We start from the raw sequence: 15,051 nt of genomic DNA, 5'->3' as shown, positions 1-15,051 counted from the left end.
CGCGCTTCACAGCCTTGCAGTTGGCGCACAAGGTGTCGGCAAAGGCCTCGCGGACACTGTGCTCTCGCCAGTCGACCTCATGGCCGGCCTGCAAAACATCATCACCGCCGGCATCAACAAGGTCGCCGGCACCAAGATTCCGATGGCAACGCCGGCGTCCAAGATGGTCGAGCAGATCGCCGAACCCTTCACGATTTCCGAGAAGGAAATGTCTCGCGCAGAAAAACTTGGCTACGACATCAACCGCTTCGGCACGCAGGGTCTCGGTATGGGTGCGATGCTGGCCGCACGTGCACCGCAGGTAGCCGCGGCAGTGACTAGCTCGCCAACGCTCGGCGGGCGCGTGCTGGACACCCTCGCCCGCCCCTACAAGGATGCACCGGCGCGCACTGTCGTTGGCGACACCATCGCGGGCGCCGGTGCAGGCGTGGCTGTCAATGCCGCGGACGCCATTCCCGACCATCCGGCGGGCGGCGACTGGGTCAAGCACACCGCAAACGTCGTAGCGCCTCTGGCTGGCGGCATCGGCGCGAACGCGGCGCAAGGTATTGTCGAGGGCCTTGGTGGCATGTTGAAGAATGCCGCTAATCGCGCGTTCACCTCGGCCCCCTCCGAGATCCCTCTCCGCCCGAACAAAACACCCTACAGCCACGCAGAAGTCGATCGCGCCGCGACCACGTTGCAGGCCGGCGCCACGGGTTCACCGAAGGCCATCGCCCAGGACATCCGCGAAAACGCTGCTGAGCTAACCAATCCAAAACTTGCCGGCGAAAGCCCGGTCGATGCATCGGCTCTGCCAACAAGCGCGCTGCTGTCACGAGATCCAGGCCTCGTGACTATGGAGGCCGGCTCGCGCTCCAGGTCCGCCCCCGAGTTCATCCAGCGCGACCAGAACGTCAAGGAAGCCGCCGCAACGCGCATCGATAGCCTGCGCGATCCCGAGGCAGAGCTTGGCGCTGTATTTCGACGTGCGGAGCAGAATCGCAACGAGCGAATGAACGCGGCGGATGCGACCGTGAAGCAGCGGTCCGACGAGGTCACTAACCTCAACCTTGGGGCACAGGAGCAAGGTGCTGAGTTCGGCGCCATTGCGAATACGGATTTCAAGTCCAACGCATCGCGGCGCCTCGACAGGACGATCGTAAACGATGGATACGTCCCTGCCCGCGCCGAGAAGAACCGTCAGTTCGACACAGCGCCAGGCCGCACTGAGCAACTGCCGGCGGATGATGTCTTCGCCGCGATCGATCGCCTGCGAGCCGGCACTAATCCCCTCGCCCCGATGGAGCAGCAATTGCCCGGCGAACTTGTCAATCGTCTGGAGCGGCTGCGGCCGCGCATGGTCGATGGTGAGAACGTCGGCGGCACTGGCACGGCGAGCGGCGCGGACCTCGCAGATGTCCGCAAATATCTGAGCTTTGCGCAAAGCAAGGCGCAGAAGGACGGTAACTTCGACCTAGCATCGAACGTGGGTCAGCTTCGAGCGGCGATCAACCGGACGCTCAACGATGCTCCAGGGTACGCCGACGCGAATGCCAACTACCGCAGCTTTGCCGATCGCTACCGCCCTGCTCCCGGCGACGAGGCCGCAAAGTTCACCAAGGAGCTGGACCGCAGCGGCAGTATCGACGGGTTACCGAACCGCGGGAGCACGCCACCGAGCGAGACGGCCAAGCGGTTCTTGTCCGGTCCGGAGACTTCCGCCGTGCTGCAGCGCCTGCTCGACGGTGCGCCTAACGCCGCCATCGGGCATGAGGCGGTGCGCGACTATCTGCGGTCCGACTTTGCAATGAAGGCCCTCAATCCCGACGGAACGCTGAACCCAGCCAAATCGGCGAGCTGGGCCAACCATAACGCGTCCGTGCTGGCTGCATTCCCTAACGTGCAGCGGGAGTTCAACAGCATCACGGTCGCAGCCAAGCGAGGCCAGCAACTGTCCGCCGACGCGCGGGCGAGCCTCGAGCAGGCACGAGCCAGCCTGAAGGTTACCGAGGCTGACATTGACCGCTCAGCCGTCGGCACCCTCATCCGTGAGGATCCGAGGGACGTCGCCAGTAAGCTGCTGAACGGTGGCTATGGCTCGGAGAAGAAACTCGACGAGATCATCGCGCTGGTGAAACACGATGCGCCGGCGCGCCGTGGTTGGAAGGCAGCGGTTGCCGAGGTGCTCACCGACAAGGTTCAGGGCTCGCGCATGGTCGGCGAAGCGCCTGAGGTGCAACTCTCGCGACTCTCGAAGGAGTTCAAAGACAACGAAGCGCTATTGGCCAAGACGTTCTCCCCCGAGGAGATGAACGGCCTGCGTCAGGCGCATAAGCTCCTTGGCTATTTCAAGGAGGCGGAGAAGCGCGGCACCTCCGGCTCAAACACAGCTGACAAGTGGAATGTCCCGGGGTGGGCACAGCTGGCCGTGCGGCACTTCAAGGGCGACCTCGCCGGCGGCGGCCTGATCAAGCGTTTCAAGCTCCTGTTAGAGCAGTTGCCGACAAACAGGCAGAGCGCTGACGAGATCGTGCAGATGGCGTGGTTCAATCCGGACGTGGCGGCGTATCTGCTGGAGCGACCGATCAAGAATGCGAATGTGCCAGCCTACAACATCAACCTGCGGCGGCTGATCGCAGCGGACAATGGAGCGAGGGAGAATGTTGACTGAGCGCGCTTGAGGTCGAGCGCAGGCATCGCGATAGTCTGGATCCGGACGACTACGAACGAGTTGAGACGAGAAGGTCTTAGGGACGAGGCAGCCGAGGCTCTTTGGCCTCGGACGTTTTGTTTTGCCTTGAAGTCGGAATGAGATTGTCGACCGCCCCCTGAGTTCGCTCAACATCGAGGAGATGAAACGCGCGGCACTCACTCAGTCAGGTGCTTCCGGGAAGATTCTTCCGCATAAACATTCCGCCGCACTCGTGCATCTCAATGACGCCAGCAGATATCATGTGGTCGCGGCCTCTCGGGCCGCAGATGCAGGAGCTGGACGCTCTCAAACGCCACACGCCGGCTGATGCGCAAGCGGAACGACCGGATCGCGCTACTGAGGCCTCTCATCCAAGCGGTCGGCCCAAGCAGAACGCCTCTAGATGAAACAGCGCTCGATTGCGGGCTTAGCCTTCTGAGAACGCCTATCCAGATGACATCGCCACTCCTAGCGGTTAAGACGGTACGACTGCATCTGGCTCGTTGCTGTAAATGCGATCGAAAGCGCTGCAGTCTGAATAACTTAGGCATTTGCCGCACAGGCAACCCCAAAAAGATCGAAGACGCGCGGTGATCAATTCTGAACGCCTCATTGCACTAGTGGACGACCTACGCCGCAATGACAGCGAGCTGGCCCATGTGGAATTTAAGGTCAATAATCACGCTCCAGATTTAATTGGAACGCTTATCTCGGCAATATCGAATGCAGCCAGGGCCGGTGATCAGAATTGCGGTTACGTGTGCTGGGGTATCCACAACGACGACCACCGTGTCATTGGGACCGCGTTCAACCCTGTAGCCGAGCAGGCAAAAGGGCAACCTCTAGAGCTATGGCTCAGCAAATCGATTTCGCCCAGTCTGCACTTCAGTTTCCACGAGATCCACCACCCGGATGGACGTCTAGTAATGCTCGAGATCCCCGCGGCAAGTAGTGTCCCGACGCGATTTCAGAATATCGCTTACACCCGAATTGGAGCAGCCACGCCTAAGTTAGCGGATCATCCGGCCCATGAGGCCAGCCTATTGGCAAAGCTGCGCCCCTTCGTTTGGGAACAGGGTATTGCCGCTAGTTTTGCAACAACTTCAAACGTTCTCGACTTGCTTGATTGCAGTGCCTATTTCGCACTGACATCACAATCGCTTCCGGGTACCGATGAGGAGGTGGCGCGAATTTTAGCACACGACAAGCTTATTGCTCAGGATGTTGGCGGACGCTGGAATATTCTGAACCTAGGTGCCGTCCTTTTTGCCAAAGATATCTCCAAGTTTGACACGATTTCTCGAAAAGCCCTTCGTATCATTCGATATGACGGCACTTCACGAACAGCAGATACGCAGGAAAGAACCGGCGTCAGAGGATACGCCTACGCGTTTGAGGGCATTGTTACTTATGTGAACCGCCAGCTACCTCAGCATTCCTCGATCGGAAAAGCTCTCCGAACCACCAAAGCAGAATATCCAGAACTTGCGATTAGAGAGTTGATCGCCAATGCGCTAGTTCATCAGGACATGACTATTTCCGGTACTGGCCCCGTGATTGAGATATTCGATGATCGCGTAGAGATTACCAACCCGGGCACGCCTCTGGTAGCAACAGACCGTTTCATCGATCTACCACCTCGTTCAAGGAACGAGTCACTCGCGTCGCTGATGCGCCGGATCGGCGTTTGCGAGGAGCAAGGCAGCGGAATCGACAAAGTCATCGAGGTTATTGAAGCTGCGATGCTACCTCCGCCTGAGTTTCGCGCAGATGGCCAAAACACAAAGGTAACGATATTCGGCCGGCGATCGTTTTCAGACATGTCGATGGACGAAAGGATCCGCGGCGCCTACCAGCACGCGGTGATGCGTTTCATCAACAACGAAGGCGGAATGACCAATGCCTCATTGCGGATCCGTTTTGGAGTCGCTGAGCGAAATGCGTCACAGATCTCGCGCCTTATAGGCCAAGCTCTGGAGGCAGGTGTCATTAGAAAATCTGACAACTGGAGCCCTAGATCTGGGCATTATCTACCATCGTGGGCGTGAGGGTTTATTTGATCGCTTGTTTACGATTCGTTCATATCTCGTTTATGTGCTGAAAAATCAAAGACTTACCAAGACGATCTATTTGCGTCCATTTGATTCGGTCAAATTCAAGCGTTCCGACCTACAACCTATAGCCGCCTCTCAGTACCGGACCTCGATATCCTAAATGCCCCGAGCGGTCTTTCGGTGCCATCCGCGTTGTTCATAGACATTCGCGCCTTCAGCTTGCCGGTTGGATTCTTTTCACAGATGTAGGCTCCGTCAGAAGCCTACATGATGTCGGAGCGATCGCCCGCGGCGCCGATCCGCTCACCTCTTCCTTGCGACAATCGAGCCCAAACCTCACTGCATATCCTCGAATAATCGACGCGCGCCGACATCATCGACGCTCATGATCGCCAACGACTTTTCTACAGTCTGCAACAGGCGCACCATCGCGGGCGCCTTTGATACAAAAAAGCCAGACCTTTTCAGAAATTAGAAATTTAGTCGGAGCGCCCTGCGACGTCTGGACGCCGCGGCCGCAGCCCCCGCCCAGGGGTGGGGTCGGTGTCCTGTGTCGATGGGGAGCCGCGGTGGTCGGAAAGCTCGTCGCCCTCAGCCACCGCTGCCGCGCCGCCTTAACCCGCCTTGCGAACCAGATGAGCAAGCCCCGCCGAAATGTTGCGCGCCAACGTCCTCATCACTTCCGGATCAACCTCGTCGCCGTCGAGCGCACCATCCAAGCGAGAGTGGAGAAGATCGAATAGCGCCTGCACTCCTGTTGCCGTCGTCGCGGGCGCAGTCTCGAGCGCAACGATTGCCAGCTCGTAAGCTGCATCGTCTTCGCCAGCGAGCTGCACGCGACGAAAAGCTGCAGCGGCAATATCCTGTTCATTTGAGAGGTGAGCGCTCTGGGTGATACCGTTCTGCCTAGCCATCGGGAGAAGTCCTTCTCTTTGAGGGTTAGAGCTGGGTCGAAGTTGCCGCTTCGACTCAGCTCGCGTCGCTATTGACACCCAGAGTATTAATTTATAATACCTCAGGTGTCAATTGGAGATTTGAGAATATGATGCTCACTAGCGAAATGATCCGAGCGGCGCGTGCCCTGCTCCGATGGGAGCAAACTGATCTTGCTGAAGCAGCAGGTCTTTCGCTCGCAACGGTCAAGCGCCTTGAGAAGGAAAGCGGGCCGATTCCGGGCACGCGCGCCACCGCCGCCGCACTCGAAGCGACGTTCTCGAAAGCTCGGATTGAGTTTTCTTACGATCGCGGAGAAGGTGTCACGAGGCTAAAGGCGCCCGTGAAATAGGTCCCGTGCTTCCCCGGTGCTTCCCCGAAGGGATTTCCAAGCTTATCGACCTCACAGAGATCGGATAAAATACAATGGAATCAGTAATTTATATGGTCGGAGCGAGAGGATTCGAACCTCCGACCCCTAGTCTCCCAGACTAGTGCGCTAACCGGGCTGCGCTACGCTCCGATGGGGCATCGTGTAGCTTCGATCCGTCCGAGGCGCAAGAAGGCTGAGCGGATTGAAACGGATTGGTTGTGGGACGGTGGCTAGCCGTCCTTCATCGCCGTATCGAGCGCCCGGCGCGCCGCCAGCAGCTCCTCGAGCACGGCTTCGAGCCGTTCGCGCTCCAACCGGCGCTGCGGGTTCGGCCTCGGGCTCGCGACCGCAGCCGGTCTTGCGCTCTGCGTCGGAGCCGGCATCGCCGGTTCGGGCCGCCCCGCAACAGGATTTGCCAATACGGGGTTTGCCCGCGACGGCGGCCGCTGCAGCTGTGGATCCACACGCGGCGACGTCGATGTCATCGGAGGTTCGCGGCGGCCGGCGACGGGAGCAGCAGCTTCCTCCTCGTCTTCTTCCTCAGCCTCTTCGTCCTCACCCTCTTCGCCGTCGTCTTCGTCGCCCTCTTCTTCTTCCTCGTCCTCGGCGCCTTCGGCGTCAGCCTCGTCTTCGGCTTCTTCCTCGATCTCCTCGTCGCGTTCAGCCTCGTCCTCGGCTTCTTCTTCCTCATGATCCTCTTCGGCCACGGGACGCTTCGCCTGGACGCGCGGCGCGATAGCGGCAGAGGTCGGCGCGAAGCTCGGCGCAGCGTGGCCATCGACCAGCCCCTGCACCGACTTGATGCCGTTCTCTTTCAGGATTCGTTGCACGCCGCGGATGGTATAACCTTCGCCGTAGAGCAACCGGCGGATGCCGCGCAGCAGATCGACATCGTCCGGACGATAATATCGCCGGCCGCCCGATCGCTTCATCGGCTTGATTTGAGTGAACCGCGTTTCCCAGAACCGCAGAACATGCTGCGGTATATCGAGATCGTCAGCGACCTCGCTTATGGTTCGAAACGCATCCGGCGCTTTGTCCAAGTGCAGGATCCCTGTGGTTCGCCCTGTGTTTCTCTAGTTAGTCGTCGTGATCTTTACCGTTGCCCACTGCGGTACTGTCGCCATTGATCCGCTGTTTCAGGATCGCCGACGGCTTGAATACCATCACCCGCCGCGGCGAGATCGGTACTTCTGTGCCCGTCTTCGGATTGCGGCCGATGCGCTCGCCTTTTTTGCGCACCATGAAGGAGCCGAACGACGACAGCTTCACTGTCTCGCCCTTCTCCAGACAATCCGTAATTTCTTTCAAAACCAGTTCAACAAACGCGGACGACTCCGTGCGCGAGAGACCTACCTTTTGGTAGACCGCTTCGCACAGATCAACGCGTGTGACTGTTTTTCCCGTGCCCGTCATCGCCTGCCCCAACTACTCTCGGCGAACCAAATTCGCGTCAGAAATTAGGAGGTTAACGCGCTCCGGTCAACAGTCACCATCGATGCAAAGGCATGGAAAATCATGACAATTTGAGATGTTGTCGATCTGCATCAGCACCAGCGCATCACCAGCGAATGAGTGCAGACCCCCAGGTGAAGCCGCCGCCCATGGCTTCGAGCAGCACGAGGTCGCCCTTCTTGATGCGGCCGTCATTGACCGCCACCGATAATGCGAGCGGAATCGACGCCGCCGACGTGTTGCCGTGAAGATCCACGGTCAGCACCACCTTTTGCGGTGCAATATGCAGTTTATGCGCCGACGCATCGATAATGCGCTTGTTGGCCTGATGCGGCACGAACCAGTCGATGGTTTCGGCGCTGGCGCCGGTAGCTTTGAATGCATCGACGATCACGTCGGTGATCATACCCACCGCATGTTTGAAAACCTCGCGGCCTTCCATGCGCAAGTAACCCACTGTCTGCGTCGAGGACGGGCCGCCATCGACGAACAGCTTTTCCTTGTGCCGGCCATCCGAGCGCAGATGCGTGGTCAGCACGCCGCGATCGCTGGCTTCGCCGGGCTGGGTCTGTGCTTCCAGCACCACTGCACCGGCGCCGTCGCCGAACAGCACGCAGGTTCCGCGATCGGTCCAGTCGAGAATGCGCGAGAACGTCTCCGCGCCGATCACCAGCGCACGCTTGCCGGCGCCCGTGCGCAGCAGGCTGTCGGCGGTGGTCAGCCCAAAGATGAAGCCGGAACACACCGCCTGCAGGTCGAATGCCGCGCCGTGCGTGATGCCGAGCGCGTTCTGCACCGCAACGGCCGTTGCCGGGAACGTATTGTCCGGGGTCGAGGTCGCCAGCACGATCAGGTCGATGGACTGGGCGTCAACGCCGGCATTGGCCAGCGCCGCCTGCGCGGCCTTGATCGCCAGATGCGAGGTGAACTCGCCGTCCGCAGCGATATGGCGCTGCTTGATACCGGTGCGCTGGACGATCCACTCGTCCGACGTGTCGACCTTGGATGCCAGTTCGGCATTGGTCAGGATCCGCTCCGGCAGGTAAGAGCCGCAGCCGAGCACGACCGAACGTATCGCAGTCACGAGACAGCCTCCTGCGCAGCCGGGCTCGCAGGGAGCGCTTGGCCGTCGCGGTTGAGCATTTGATTGATCTTGGTGAGAAGGTCGTAGCGGACCATGTCGTAACCGACATCCACCGCATAGGCGAAACCATCAGCATTGGTGCCACCGTGGCTCTTCACCACGATGCCGCGTAGGCCGAGAAACACCGCGCCGTTGGACTTGTTGGGATCGACCTTGTCGCGCACCGCCTTGAAGGCGTTCTTGGCGAATAGATAGCCGATACGCGAGCGCCAGGTGCGGGCCATGGCATTGCGCAGATATTCGGCGAACTGCCGCGCCGTGCCTTCGGCCGCCTTGAGCGCGATATTGCCGCTGAAGCCTTCTGTGACGATCACGTCGGCATCGCCGCGGCCGATGCCGTCGCCTTCGACGAAGCCGATGAATTCGAGCTGCGGCAGATTGGCGGTGCGCAGCAGTTCGGCGGCATCGCGGATTTCGTCGCCGCCCTTGATTTCCTCGACGCCGATATTGAGCAGACCGACCGTCGGCCGGGCCAGATCGAACAGCGCGCTGGCCATGGCGCTGCCCATGACAGCGAGAGTCTTCAGGTGGTTGGCGTCGCCGCCGATGGTGGCGCCGAGATCGAGCACGACGGAATCGCCGCGCGTGGTCGGCCAGATCGCGGCCAGGCCGGGACGCTCGATACCGTCGAGCATGCGCAGGCAAAAGCGCGCCATCGCCATCAGCGCACCGGTATTGCCGGCGGAGATCGCGACATCGGCCTCGCCCTTCTTCACCGCCTCGATCGCCAGCCACATCGACGAGACCTTGCGGCCACGGCGCAGCGCCTGGCTCGGCTTGTCATGCATGCTGACGGCAACGTCGGTATGGATCACCTTCGATACAGCCTTCAGTGCCGGATGATTGGCGAGTTCTTTCTCGATCAGCGCGCTGTCACCGAACAGCAGGAACTCGCTGTCGGGATGCCGGGTCAACGAAATCGCGGCGCCGGGAATGACCACCGATGCGCCGATGTCGCCACCCATGGCGTCTAGCGCGATGCGAACCTTTTTCGGCATGGACGTTCCGGAAACCTGTCTCTTGCGGCCTGTGACGCTCGTGGCCGCGGACGAAGTCTGCCGCATTTGGCAGCAGACGGCGAAGTTATGGCATTAACCCGATTTCGGCCGGGGACAATAGCGTTTCCGTGACCCGATACAACATCTTGACCGGTCGCTTTTGTCCCGCCAGCCGCACGGGGCGTGGAATCGGACCTCGGTCTCAGCCCTTCCCGGGCTTTTTGGATTTGGGCGTCTCAGGGGCGGTTTTCAGCGCTTTCAGGGCCGCAAACGGGTGCTCTTCCGGGTCCGGAACCTCGACCACCGGCTCGAACACGGCATCGGGCTTACGGGGATACGGGTCCAGCCCCAGAAACAGCGCGTCGGTCGCCAGTTTGCCGAGGTCGATGAAGCCGTTTTCGATCGGCTCCGGCGGATCCGGGGTCTCCTCGTCGCTCTCGACGTCCTCGTCCACCGATTCGGCGAGTTCGCGAATCTGCGACGGCGGCGCGAAAATCACGTCGATCTCTTCCTCGAAATCGGCAGCCAGCGGGTCCAGCGTCACCACGCAGGTCTGCTCGACCTTGCCCCAGATGCGACCGGTCACATGCACCGTACCGCCCTTCACGGGGCTCAGCAGGAGTTCGCCTTTCACGGCGCCCACGCTGACGAGGCCGCCGAGTTCGGCGATCCGCTTGCGCTCCTCGGGCGTGGCCTCGATGTCGCGCGCCAGCCCCGTTTCCGGGATCTGGATCACGGCGATGGGCACGCTCCAGGGCGGCGTGAGATCCACGGTGCGGTCGGGTTTGTTCATGTCGTTACCAAGGTCTCCGCAGGCGACGGGAAATGCCACGCGCCTGATGTCAGTGTCGTTGCATCCAGCGTGCCCAGACGGGCATTCGCCGCTTCGACATAAACAGCGAGACGCCGGGCGTTCTCGATGTCCATGCCATAATAGATATTCTTCGACAGCGCCGCCGCCAGAGGCTCCCTGCCTGCGCCAAGCGCTGCGTCATAGGCGCCTGTCCGGCCGTAAAACGCGTCGCCGAATTCCCGCATTTTCTTCGGCACCTTCATGTCGCTGGTGCCGAGTTCGCGCAGGTTATCGTCCATATCGCCGCAGAACCTGTCGAAAAGTCCCTGCGACAACTCATCCTTCGGACTCATCCGGCGCAGCACCAGCCACAGGTGCAGCAGCAACATATCGAAACGCCCGTTTACCGTATCCGGTGCTCCCAAGTCCCGATAAAACAAGGGTTCTCGCGCCTGCGCCACGATCATGCCATAGATGGCTTCAATGGTGCCGCGCAACGGCGCCGGGGGCTTTCTGAAGTGACTGAACGGCCAGACCATCTTGGGTTCCTCAGGCGGGCCCCTCGGGCACGCGCATGTTGCATTCAGAGGTTCTGCCCGGTACGTCAACGCCTTCCGGGATGCAAGTCTTTCGGAAGCAAGGCCTTCCCGAGAATCAAGAGGATGGGACCCCCTCCGCTATGACAATTTCGACCTCCATCAGCGCGAAGGCGCGGCTGACACGTGGCTGGCGCGGCATGCGCGCCGTACTCGCGGTCGCGGCCCTCTGCGTCACGCTGGGCGCCTGCGCCGAGCAATTCCAGAAGGGCTACATCCTGCCCCCCGGTGCGCTGGAGCAGATCCCGATCGGCGCCAGCCAGGATCAGGTCCTGATCGTGATGGGCACGCCCTCCACCGTCGCCACGCTATCGGGCGAAGTGTTCTATTACATCTCGCAGCGCGCCGAACGCGCCGTGGCGTTCATGCCGCAGAAGGTCACCGACCAGCGCGTCATCGCGATCTATTTCGACAAGAACCGCAAGGTCATCCGGCTCGCCAATTACGGCCTGCAGGACGGCAAGATCTTCGACTTCATCAGCCGCACCACGCCGACCTCCGGTCAGGAAATGAGCTACCTCACGCCGCTGTTCAAGCTGATCAGCTTCCGCTAGGCGGAACTATCAAATCGCTGAATTGCAAAAGCCCCGCAGCACACGCTGCGGGGCTTTTCTTTACGCTGTGGCCAAGGTCGGCTTGCCCGCCACCATCTGCCTCACTACGATTTCAGCAAGATCAAAAACCAAAACGACACCATCGAGGGAAGAAGCTATGACCAATCTGGTTACCCGTCGCCATGTACTCACCGGCGCCGCCGCGATCACCAGCGCCGCGATCCTGCCGCGCGCGAGTCTCGGCGCCGGCGAATGGAAGCCCACCGAAACCGTCCGCGTCATCGTGCCTGCCGCAGCCGGCGGCTCCACCGACGTGATGGGCCGCATGCTCGCCGCGCATCTGCAGCCGGTCTGGGGCCAGTCGGTGGTGGTGGAAAATCGCTCGGGCGGCGGCGGCACCATCGGCACCGCCGAAGTCGCGCGCCTCAAGGGCGACGGCCACACCATTCTGCTCGGCAATCCCGGCCCCAACGCCATCGCCTACAGCATCTTCAAGAACCTCACCTACAAGAGCGATCAGTTGCAGGCGGTCTCCAACATGATCAAGATTCCGAACATCGTCTGCGCGCATCCGAGTGTGCCGATCAAGACGATCCCGGAGCTGATCGCCTATATCAAGGCCAATCCGGACAAGCTGAACTATGGCTCGTCGGGCGTCGGCCAGAGCCCGCATCTCACCGGCGCATGGTGGCTGCAACTCACCGGATTGAAGATGCAGCACGTGCCGTTCCGCGGTGCAGGCCCCGCGCTGCAGGCCGCGCTCGCTGGCGACATCCAGATCCTGTTCGACAATCTCTATCCGTCACTGCCGCAGGTGCTCGACGGCAAGCTCACCGGCCTCGCCGTCACCACGCAGCAGCGCAATGCGCAGGCGCCAAACGTCCCAGCGATGCGCGAGACCGCGCCCGAGCTGGAGAAGTTCGACGTCGCGTCATGGTTCGGCGTGTTCTATCCGAAGAGCACACCGACCGAAGCCGTGACCTCGCTCAATGAGCAGATCAAGGTTCTGCTCGGCACCGACGCGACCAAGAAGACCATCGCAGCCATGGGCGCCGTGTCGGACTACGGCACACCTCAGCAATTCCAGACCTTCGTCGAGGCCGAGACGGCCAAGTTCAAGACCATCATCGACAAGGAAGGCCTGCAGATGGAGGTGAAGTGAGGCGCGCCTCACCTCGCTCCATCTGAGTGATCTGAACGAAAACCCCGCGGTTCACACCGCGGGGTTTTTCCGTCTTACTTCTCTTCTTCCATGGCAAAGGCGACGTCGCCATTGGCCGAGAGCCGCACCTTGTCGCCCTCAACCTCGGCGACCAGACCGCCATCAATAAAGTGATGATGACCCTTGTGGCTGCCCTCGCCGCTGTCCTTCTTGGTCAGCTTGATGCGGTTGCCCTCGACCTTGTCGACCGTGCCGACGTGCACGCCGTCGGCGCCGATGACTTCCATATGTTCTTTGATCTTGCTGAGCGCGCTCATGTCGTATCCTCTTATGTGGGGAATACTGAACGTACGGCTGCGCAATAGGTTCAATCGCGATCCGGTGAGATCGGCGTCCCGATCATGCGCCCTTGTTCATCTTCTTGATCTTGGCGTCCTGCGCCTCGATCGCCAGTGTCAATTCCATGATCGCCTTGGACAAAAGCTCGGTGGCCTCCTTCTGGTCCTGCGATTTGGCGGCGCGCAGCGCGTAGTTCTTGGCGGATGACAGCGACATTTGACGTTCCTCGTGATGATCCCGGGGGCGAATTAGCCGAAGGCGTCATTCGCTGCAATCGGGTCGAAATGGAGAGATTACGCAGCAGTCAACGGCGCCCTGCGTTTGCGATGATGACCGCGAAAATCTCGTCGGCGGATGCCGGCGGCGTGACGCCGAAGGTCTCGTCGAGAACCTGCTGCAACTCCGCAGCGCTGCCGAGCACGCGTTCAGACACCGGTTCGCCGTCGCGTCCCTCCGTGATCAGGTGGCGATTGACCAGTTTATAACGCCGGCCGTTGCTGACGCGCTCCATCACCAGCGTCGAGGTGAAGGGCACGAAGGGACTGGTCGATGTGTACCAGTTGCCGAGCTCGTAATCCGACGGCAGTTGCGGCGCGAGGTCAAACACATACATCGTCCGCCAGCCGTCTGCCCGCTTCGCGCTCAGCGACAACAGGCCATCTGTTTCAATCAGCCGATAGGTCCCCATCGCCGTTTGCTGCTCGGTCCCCGCGAGGAGCCGTAGAGGTGCATCGAGTACGCAGGCGCCAAAGCCGGTATCGGCGAGATAGGGTCCGTCCGGAAGATCGACCTTCAGGAGCATATGCGTTCTGGGGCCAAGTGAACTGTCCGGCGGCGCATTCCAGCGCACCCGGGCACCGAGGCCAGTGACCTTGAAGCCGATCGTCTCGAGCGCGGCCCGCAGCATCGCGTTCAGCTCATAGCAATAGCCACCACGTCGGCCATCGATGAGTTTCTGCTGCAGCGACGCCATGTCCAGTTTGACCGGCAGATGAAGAAACGGATTGAGACCCTCGAACGGCAGTGCATTGATGTGAGCGACATGAATGGCCGTCAGTGTCGCCAGATCCGGCGCAACCGATCCGCCAAAGCCGATCCGCGCGAGATAGCGATCCAGCCGAAAAACATCCGTCATCATTTCTGCCTCTTCATCATCTCGCCCCTGACATAGCCCATCCGACAGCAGCGGGCGACAACGTACCGCCTAAGCTGTCATTCCGGGGCAGGACGGACCGCCCAGCGGGCCGGACTGAGCCCGGAATCTCGAAGTGTTTTGCGCTGTCGGAGACTCCCATGTCGAGATTCCGGGTTCGCGTGCGCAAAGGTGCGCCCGCGCCCCGGAATGACAGTGTGGGGCGGCAAGACAGCACCCAAACATTTTTTCCTATCTCTCATTGACAGCATCCCTATCAGGCTTATATTCCCCTTTGTCCTGCCCCACCGAGAGGGGCGATCGCGATCGTCACGTTCGCGGGGTGGGATGCGGTGGACGCCGGAGATGCGGCGTTACGCGGTTTGGGGGTAACGTCTGTCTTCGGGCAGGACGGATCTGCGCCAGCACTGCCACTGGCAAGGACACGGCCGACCTTGAGATGGAAAGATCCCTGGACAGTGTGACGGACGACCAACTCGAAACGCGTTCGGCCAAGTGCTTTGCGGCTACCCTGTCCCTCCGCCCTGGGACATTAATTTTGGTGATGGGAGCGTTCGCCATGGCAGATGTGCAGGCAACCGAAAAAACACCGCAGGCGGAACGCCGGGCACTTGCTCGGCGCCTCCGAAAGTCCTGATGCACTCTCAATTGCGGAAGACCGCATCGCATCAGGCCCAAGGGTGCAACGGGCACCCGGCGTTCCGCACGCCCTCTCACAGGAGGGTGGGAATGCAAAGGACGACGGCGCCCCCGCGCCGCAAACAATGGGGGCGATGACGCATGTCTGATGAGCAGTGGCTGTTTGACAGTTGAATCCGTGAAG

15 protein-coding genes and 1 tRNA gene are annotated in these 15,051 nt (G+C 60.7%); 5 read left to right on the top strand and 11 right to left on the bottom strand.

Annotation, left to right across the window (positions count from 1 at the left end):
- Window positions 1-163: 163 nt before the first annotated feature.
- A complete protein-coding gene (locus AB8B02_RS08620; RefSeq protein WP_439063699.1) occupies window positions 164-2,653 on the top strand; it encodes a hypothetical protein in 2,490 nt (829 codons plus the stop codon).
- A 611-nt stretch (window positions 2,654-3,264) separates the two neighbouring features.
- On the top strand, window positions 3,265-4,722 hold the full coding sequence (locus tag AB8B02_RS08615; protein ID WP_439063698.1) for an ATP-binding protein: 1,458 nt from the start codon (window positions 3,265-3,267) through the stop codon (window positions 4,720-4,722).
- Window positions 4,723-5,342: 620 nt separating this feature from the next.
- Here the strand turns inward: AB8B02_RS08615 and AB8B02_RS08610 are convergent.
- Entirely contained in the window at window positions 5,343-5,642 is a 300-nt protein-coding gene (locus AB8B02_RS08610; protein WP_439063697.1) for a hypothetical protein, read from the bottom strand.
- Window positions 5,643-5,770: 128 nt separating this feature from the next.
- On the opposite strand from AB8B02_RS08610, the gene AB8B02_RS08605 reads away from it, so the two are divergent.
- Window positions 5,771-6,013 carry a helix-turn-helix domain-containing protein gene (locus tag AB8B02_RS08605; RefSeq protein ID WP_439063696.1) on the top strand — a complete coding sequence of 81 codons (243 nt, stop codon included), beginning with the start codon at window positions 5,771-5,773 and terminating at the stop codon, window positions 6,011-6,013.
- A gap of 93 nt (window positions 6,014-6,106) precedes the next feature.
- Here AB8B02_RS08605 and AB8B02_RS08600 read toward each other — a convergent pair.
- The 7 genes from AB8B02_RS08600 to AB8B02_RS08570 all read right to left on the bottom strand — a co-directional run bounded on the left by AB8B02_RS08600 (window position 6,107) and on the right by AB8B02_RS08570 (window position 10,963).
- Window positions 6,107-6,184 (bottom strand) — tRNA-Pro (locus AB8B02_RS08600).
- A gap of 80 nt (window positions 6,185-6,264) precedes the next feature.
- Window positions 6,265-7,077, bottom strand: a complete 813-nt coding sequence (locus tag AB8B02_RS08595; protein ID WP_184516111.1) for a MerR family transcriptional regulator — start codon at window positions 7,075-7,077, stop codon at window positions 6,265-6,267.
- A 37-nt stretch (window positions 7,078-7,114) separates the two neighbouring features.
- Window positions 7,115-7,450, bottom strand: a complete 336-nt coding sequence (locus AB8B02_RS08590; RefSeq protein ID WP_068730933.1) for an integration host factor subunit alpha — start codon at window positions 7,448-7,450, stop codon at window positions 7,115-7,117.
- Window positions 7,451-7,595: 145 nt separating this feature from the next.
- Window positions 7,596-8,573, bottom strand: a complete 978-nt coding sequence (locus tag AB8B02_RS08585; protein ID WP_068730934.1) for a beta-ketoacyl-ACP synthase III — start codon at window positions 8,571-8,573, stop codon at window positions 7,596-7,598.
- Window positions 8,570-9,631: a phosphate acyltransferase PlsX gene (plsX, locus tag AB8B02_RS08580; RefSeq protein WP_093759130.1), complete on the bottom strand. Its 1,062-nt coding sequence runs from the start codon at window positions 9,629-9,631 to the stop codon at window positions 8,570-8,572. The genes AB8B02_RS08585 and plsX overlap by 4 nt, the downstream gene beginning before the upstream one ends.
- A gap of 202 nt (window positions 9,632-9,833) precedes the next feature.
- Window positions 9,834-10,424, bottom strand: a complete 591-nt coding sequence (locus AB8B02_RS08575; RefSeq protein WP_093758804.1) for a YceD family protein — start codon at window positions 10,422-10,424, stop codon at window positions 9,834-9,836.
- A complete protein-coding gene (locus AB8B02_RS08570; RefSeq protein WP_184516102.1) occupies window positions 10,421-10,963 on the bottom strand; it encodes a ubiquinol-cytochrome C chaperone family protein in 543 nt (180 codons plus the stop codon). The genes AB8B02_RS08575 and AB8B02_RS08570 overlap by 4 nt, the downstream gene beginning before the upstream one ends.
- A 140-nt stretch (window positions 10,964-11,103) precedes the next feature.
- Between AB8B02_RS08570 and AB8B02_RS08565 the strand changes: the two genes are divergently transcribed.
- Window positions 11,104-11,574, top strand: a complete 471-nt coding sequence (locus AB8B02_RS08565) for an outer membrane protein assembly factor BamE (RefSeq protein WP_170849688.1) — start codon at window positions 11,104-11,106, stop codon at window positions 11,572-11,574.
- Window positions 11,575-11,731: 157 nt separating this feature from the next.
- Complete coding sequence (locus AB8B02_RS08560; protein ID WP_439063695.1) at window positions 11,732-12,736, top strand: Bug family tripartite tricarboxylate transporter substrate binding protein; 1,005 nt, start codon at window positions 11,732-11,734, stop codon at window positions 12,734-12,736.
- A 74-nt stretch (window positions 12,737-12,810) separates the two neighbouring features.
- On the opposite strand, the gene AB8B02_RS08555 is transcribed toward AB8B02_RS08560, so the two are convergent.
- The 3 genes from AB8B02_RS08555 to AB8B02_RS08545 all read right to left on the bottom strand — a co-directional run bounded on the left by AB8B02_RS08555 (window position 12,811) and on the right by AB8B02_RS08545 (window position 14,210).
- Window positions 12,811-13,053: a DUF2171 domain-containing protein gene (locus AB8B02_RS08555; RefSeq protein WP_089264607.1), complete on the bottom strand. Its 243-nt coding sequence runs from the start codon at window positions 13,051-13,053 to the stop codon at window positions 12,811-12,813.
- A gap of 82 nt (window positions 13,054-13,135) precedes the next feature.
- Window positions 13,136-13,291 carry a hypothetical protein gene (locus tag AB8B02_RS08550; RefSeq protein ID WP_165826963.1) on the bottom strand — a complete coding sequence of 52 codons (156 nt, stop codon included), beginning with the start codon at window positions 13,289-13,291 and terminating at the stop codon, window positions 13,136-13,138.
- An 88-nt stretch (window positions 13,292-13,379) separates the two neighbouring features.
- Window positions 13,380-14,210, bottom strand: coding sequence for an arylamine N-acetyltransferase family protein (locus AB8B02_RS08545; RefSeq protein ID WP_439063694.1), 831 nt, complete (start codon window positions 14,208-14,210; stop codon window positions 13,380-13,382).
- Between the last annotated feature and the right edge of the window lie 841 nt (window positions 14,211-15,051).

It is taken from the genome of Tardiphaga sp. 862_B3_N4_1 (assembly GCF_051811085.1).
Lineage (GTDB): Bacteria > Pseudomonadota > Alphaproteobacteria > Rhizobiales > Xanthobacteraceae > Tardiphaga > Tardiphaga robiniae.
This window is presented reverse-complemented; position numbering and strand designations above follow the sequence as displayed.

Bases quoted from the DNA above. Each gene is read 5' to 3' on its own strand.
- AB8B02_RS08575 (WP_093758804.1), bottom strand. From the start codon at position 10,424: ATGAACAAACCCGACCGCACCGTGGATCTCACGCCGCCCTGGAGCGTG.
- AB8B02_RS08550 (WP_165826963.1), bottom strand. From the start codon at position 13,291: ATGTCGCTGTCATCCGCCAAGAACTACGCGCTGCGCGCCGCCAAATCG.
- AB8B02_RS08590 (WP_068730933.1), bottom strand. From the start codon at position 7,450: ATGACGGGCACGGGAAAAACAGTCACACGCGTTGATCTGTGCGAAGCG.
- AB8B02_RS08555 (WP_089264607.1), bottom strand. From the start codon at position 13,053: ATGAGCGCGCTCAGCAAGATCAAAGAACATATGGAAGTCATCGGCGCC.
- plsX (WP_093759130.1), bottom strand. From the start codon at position 9,631: ATGCCGAAAAAGGTTCGCATCGCGCTAGACGCCATGGGTGGCGACATC.
- AB8B02_RS08545 (WP_439063694.1), bottom strand. From the start codon at position 14,210: ATGACGGATGTTTTTCGGCTGGATCGCTATCTCGCGCGGATCGGCTTT.
- AB8B02_RS08610 (WP_439063697.1), bottom strand. From the start codon at position 5,642: ATGGCTAGGCAGAACGGTATCACCCAGAGCGCTCACCTCTCAAATGAA.
- AB8B02_RS08560 (WP_439063695.1), top strand. From the start codon at position 11,732: ATGACCAATCTGGTTACCCGTCGCCATGTACTCACCGGCGCCGCCGCG.
- AB8B02_RS08570 (WP_184516102.1), bottom strand. From the start codon at position 10,963: ATGGTCTGGCCGTTCAGTCACTTCAGAAAGCCCCCGGCGCCGTTGCGC.
- AB8B02_RS08620 (WP_439063699.1), top strand. From the start codon at position 164: ATGGTCGAGCAGATCGCCGAACCCTTCACGATTTCCGAGAAGGAAATG.
- AB8B02_RS08565 (WP_170849688.1), top strand. From the start codon at position 11,104: ATGACAATTTCGACCTCCATCAGCGCGAAGGCGCGGCTGACACGTGGC.
- AB8B02_RS08605 (WP_439063696.1), top strand. From the start codon at position 5,771: ATGATGCTCACTAGCGAAATGATCCGAGCGGCGCGTGCCCTGCTCCGA.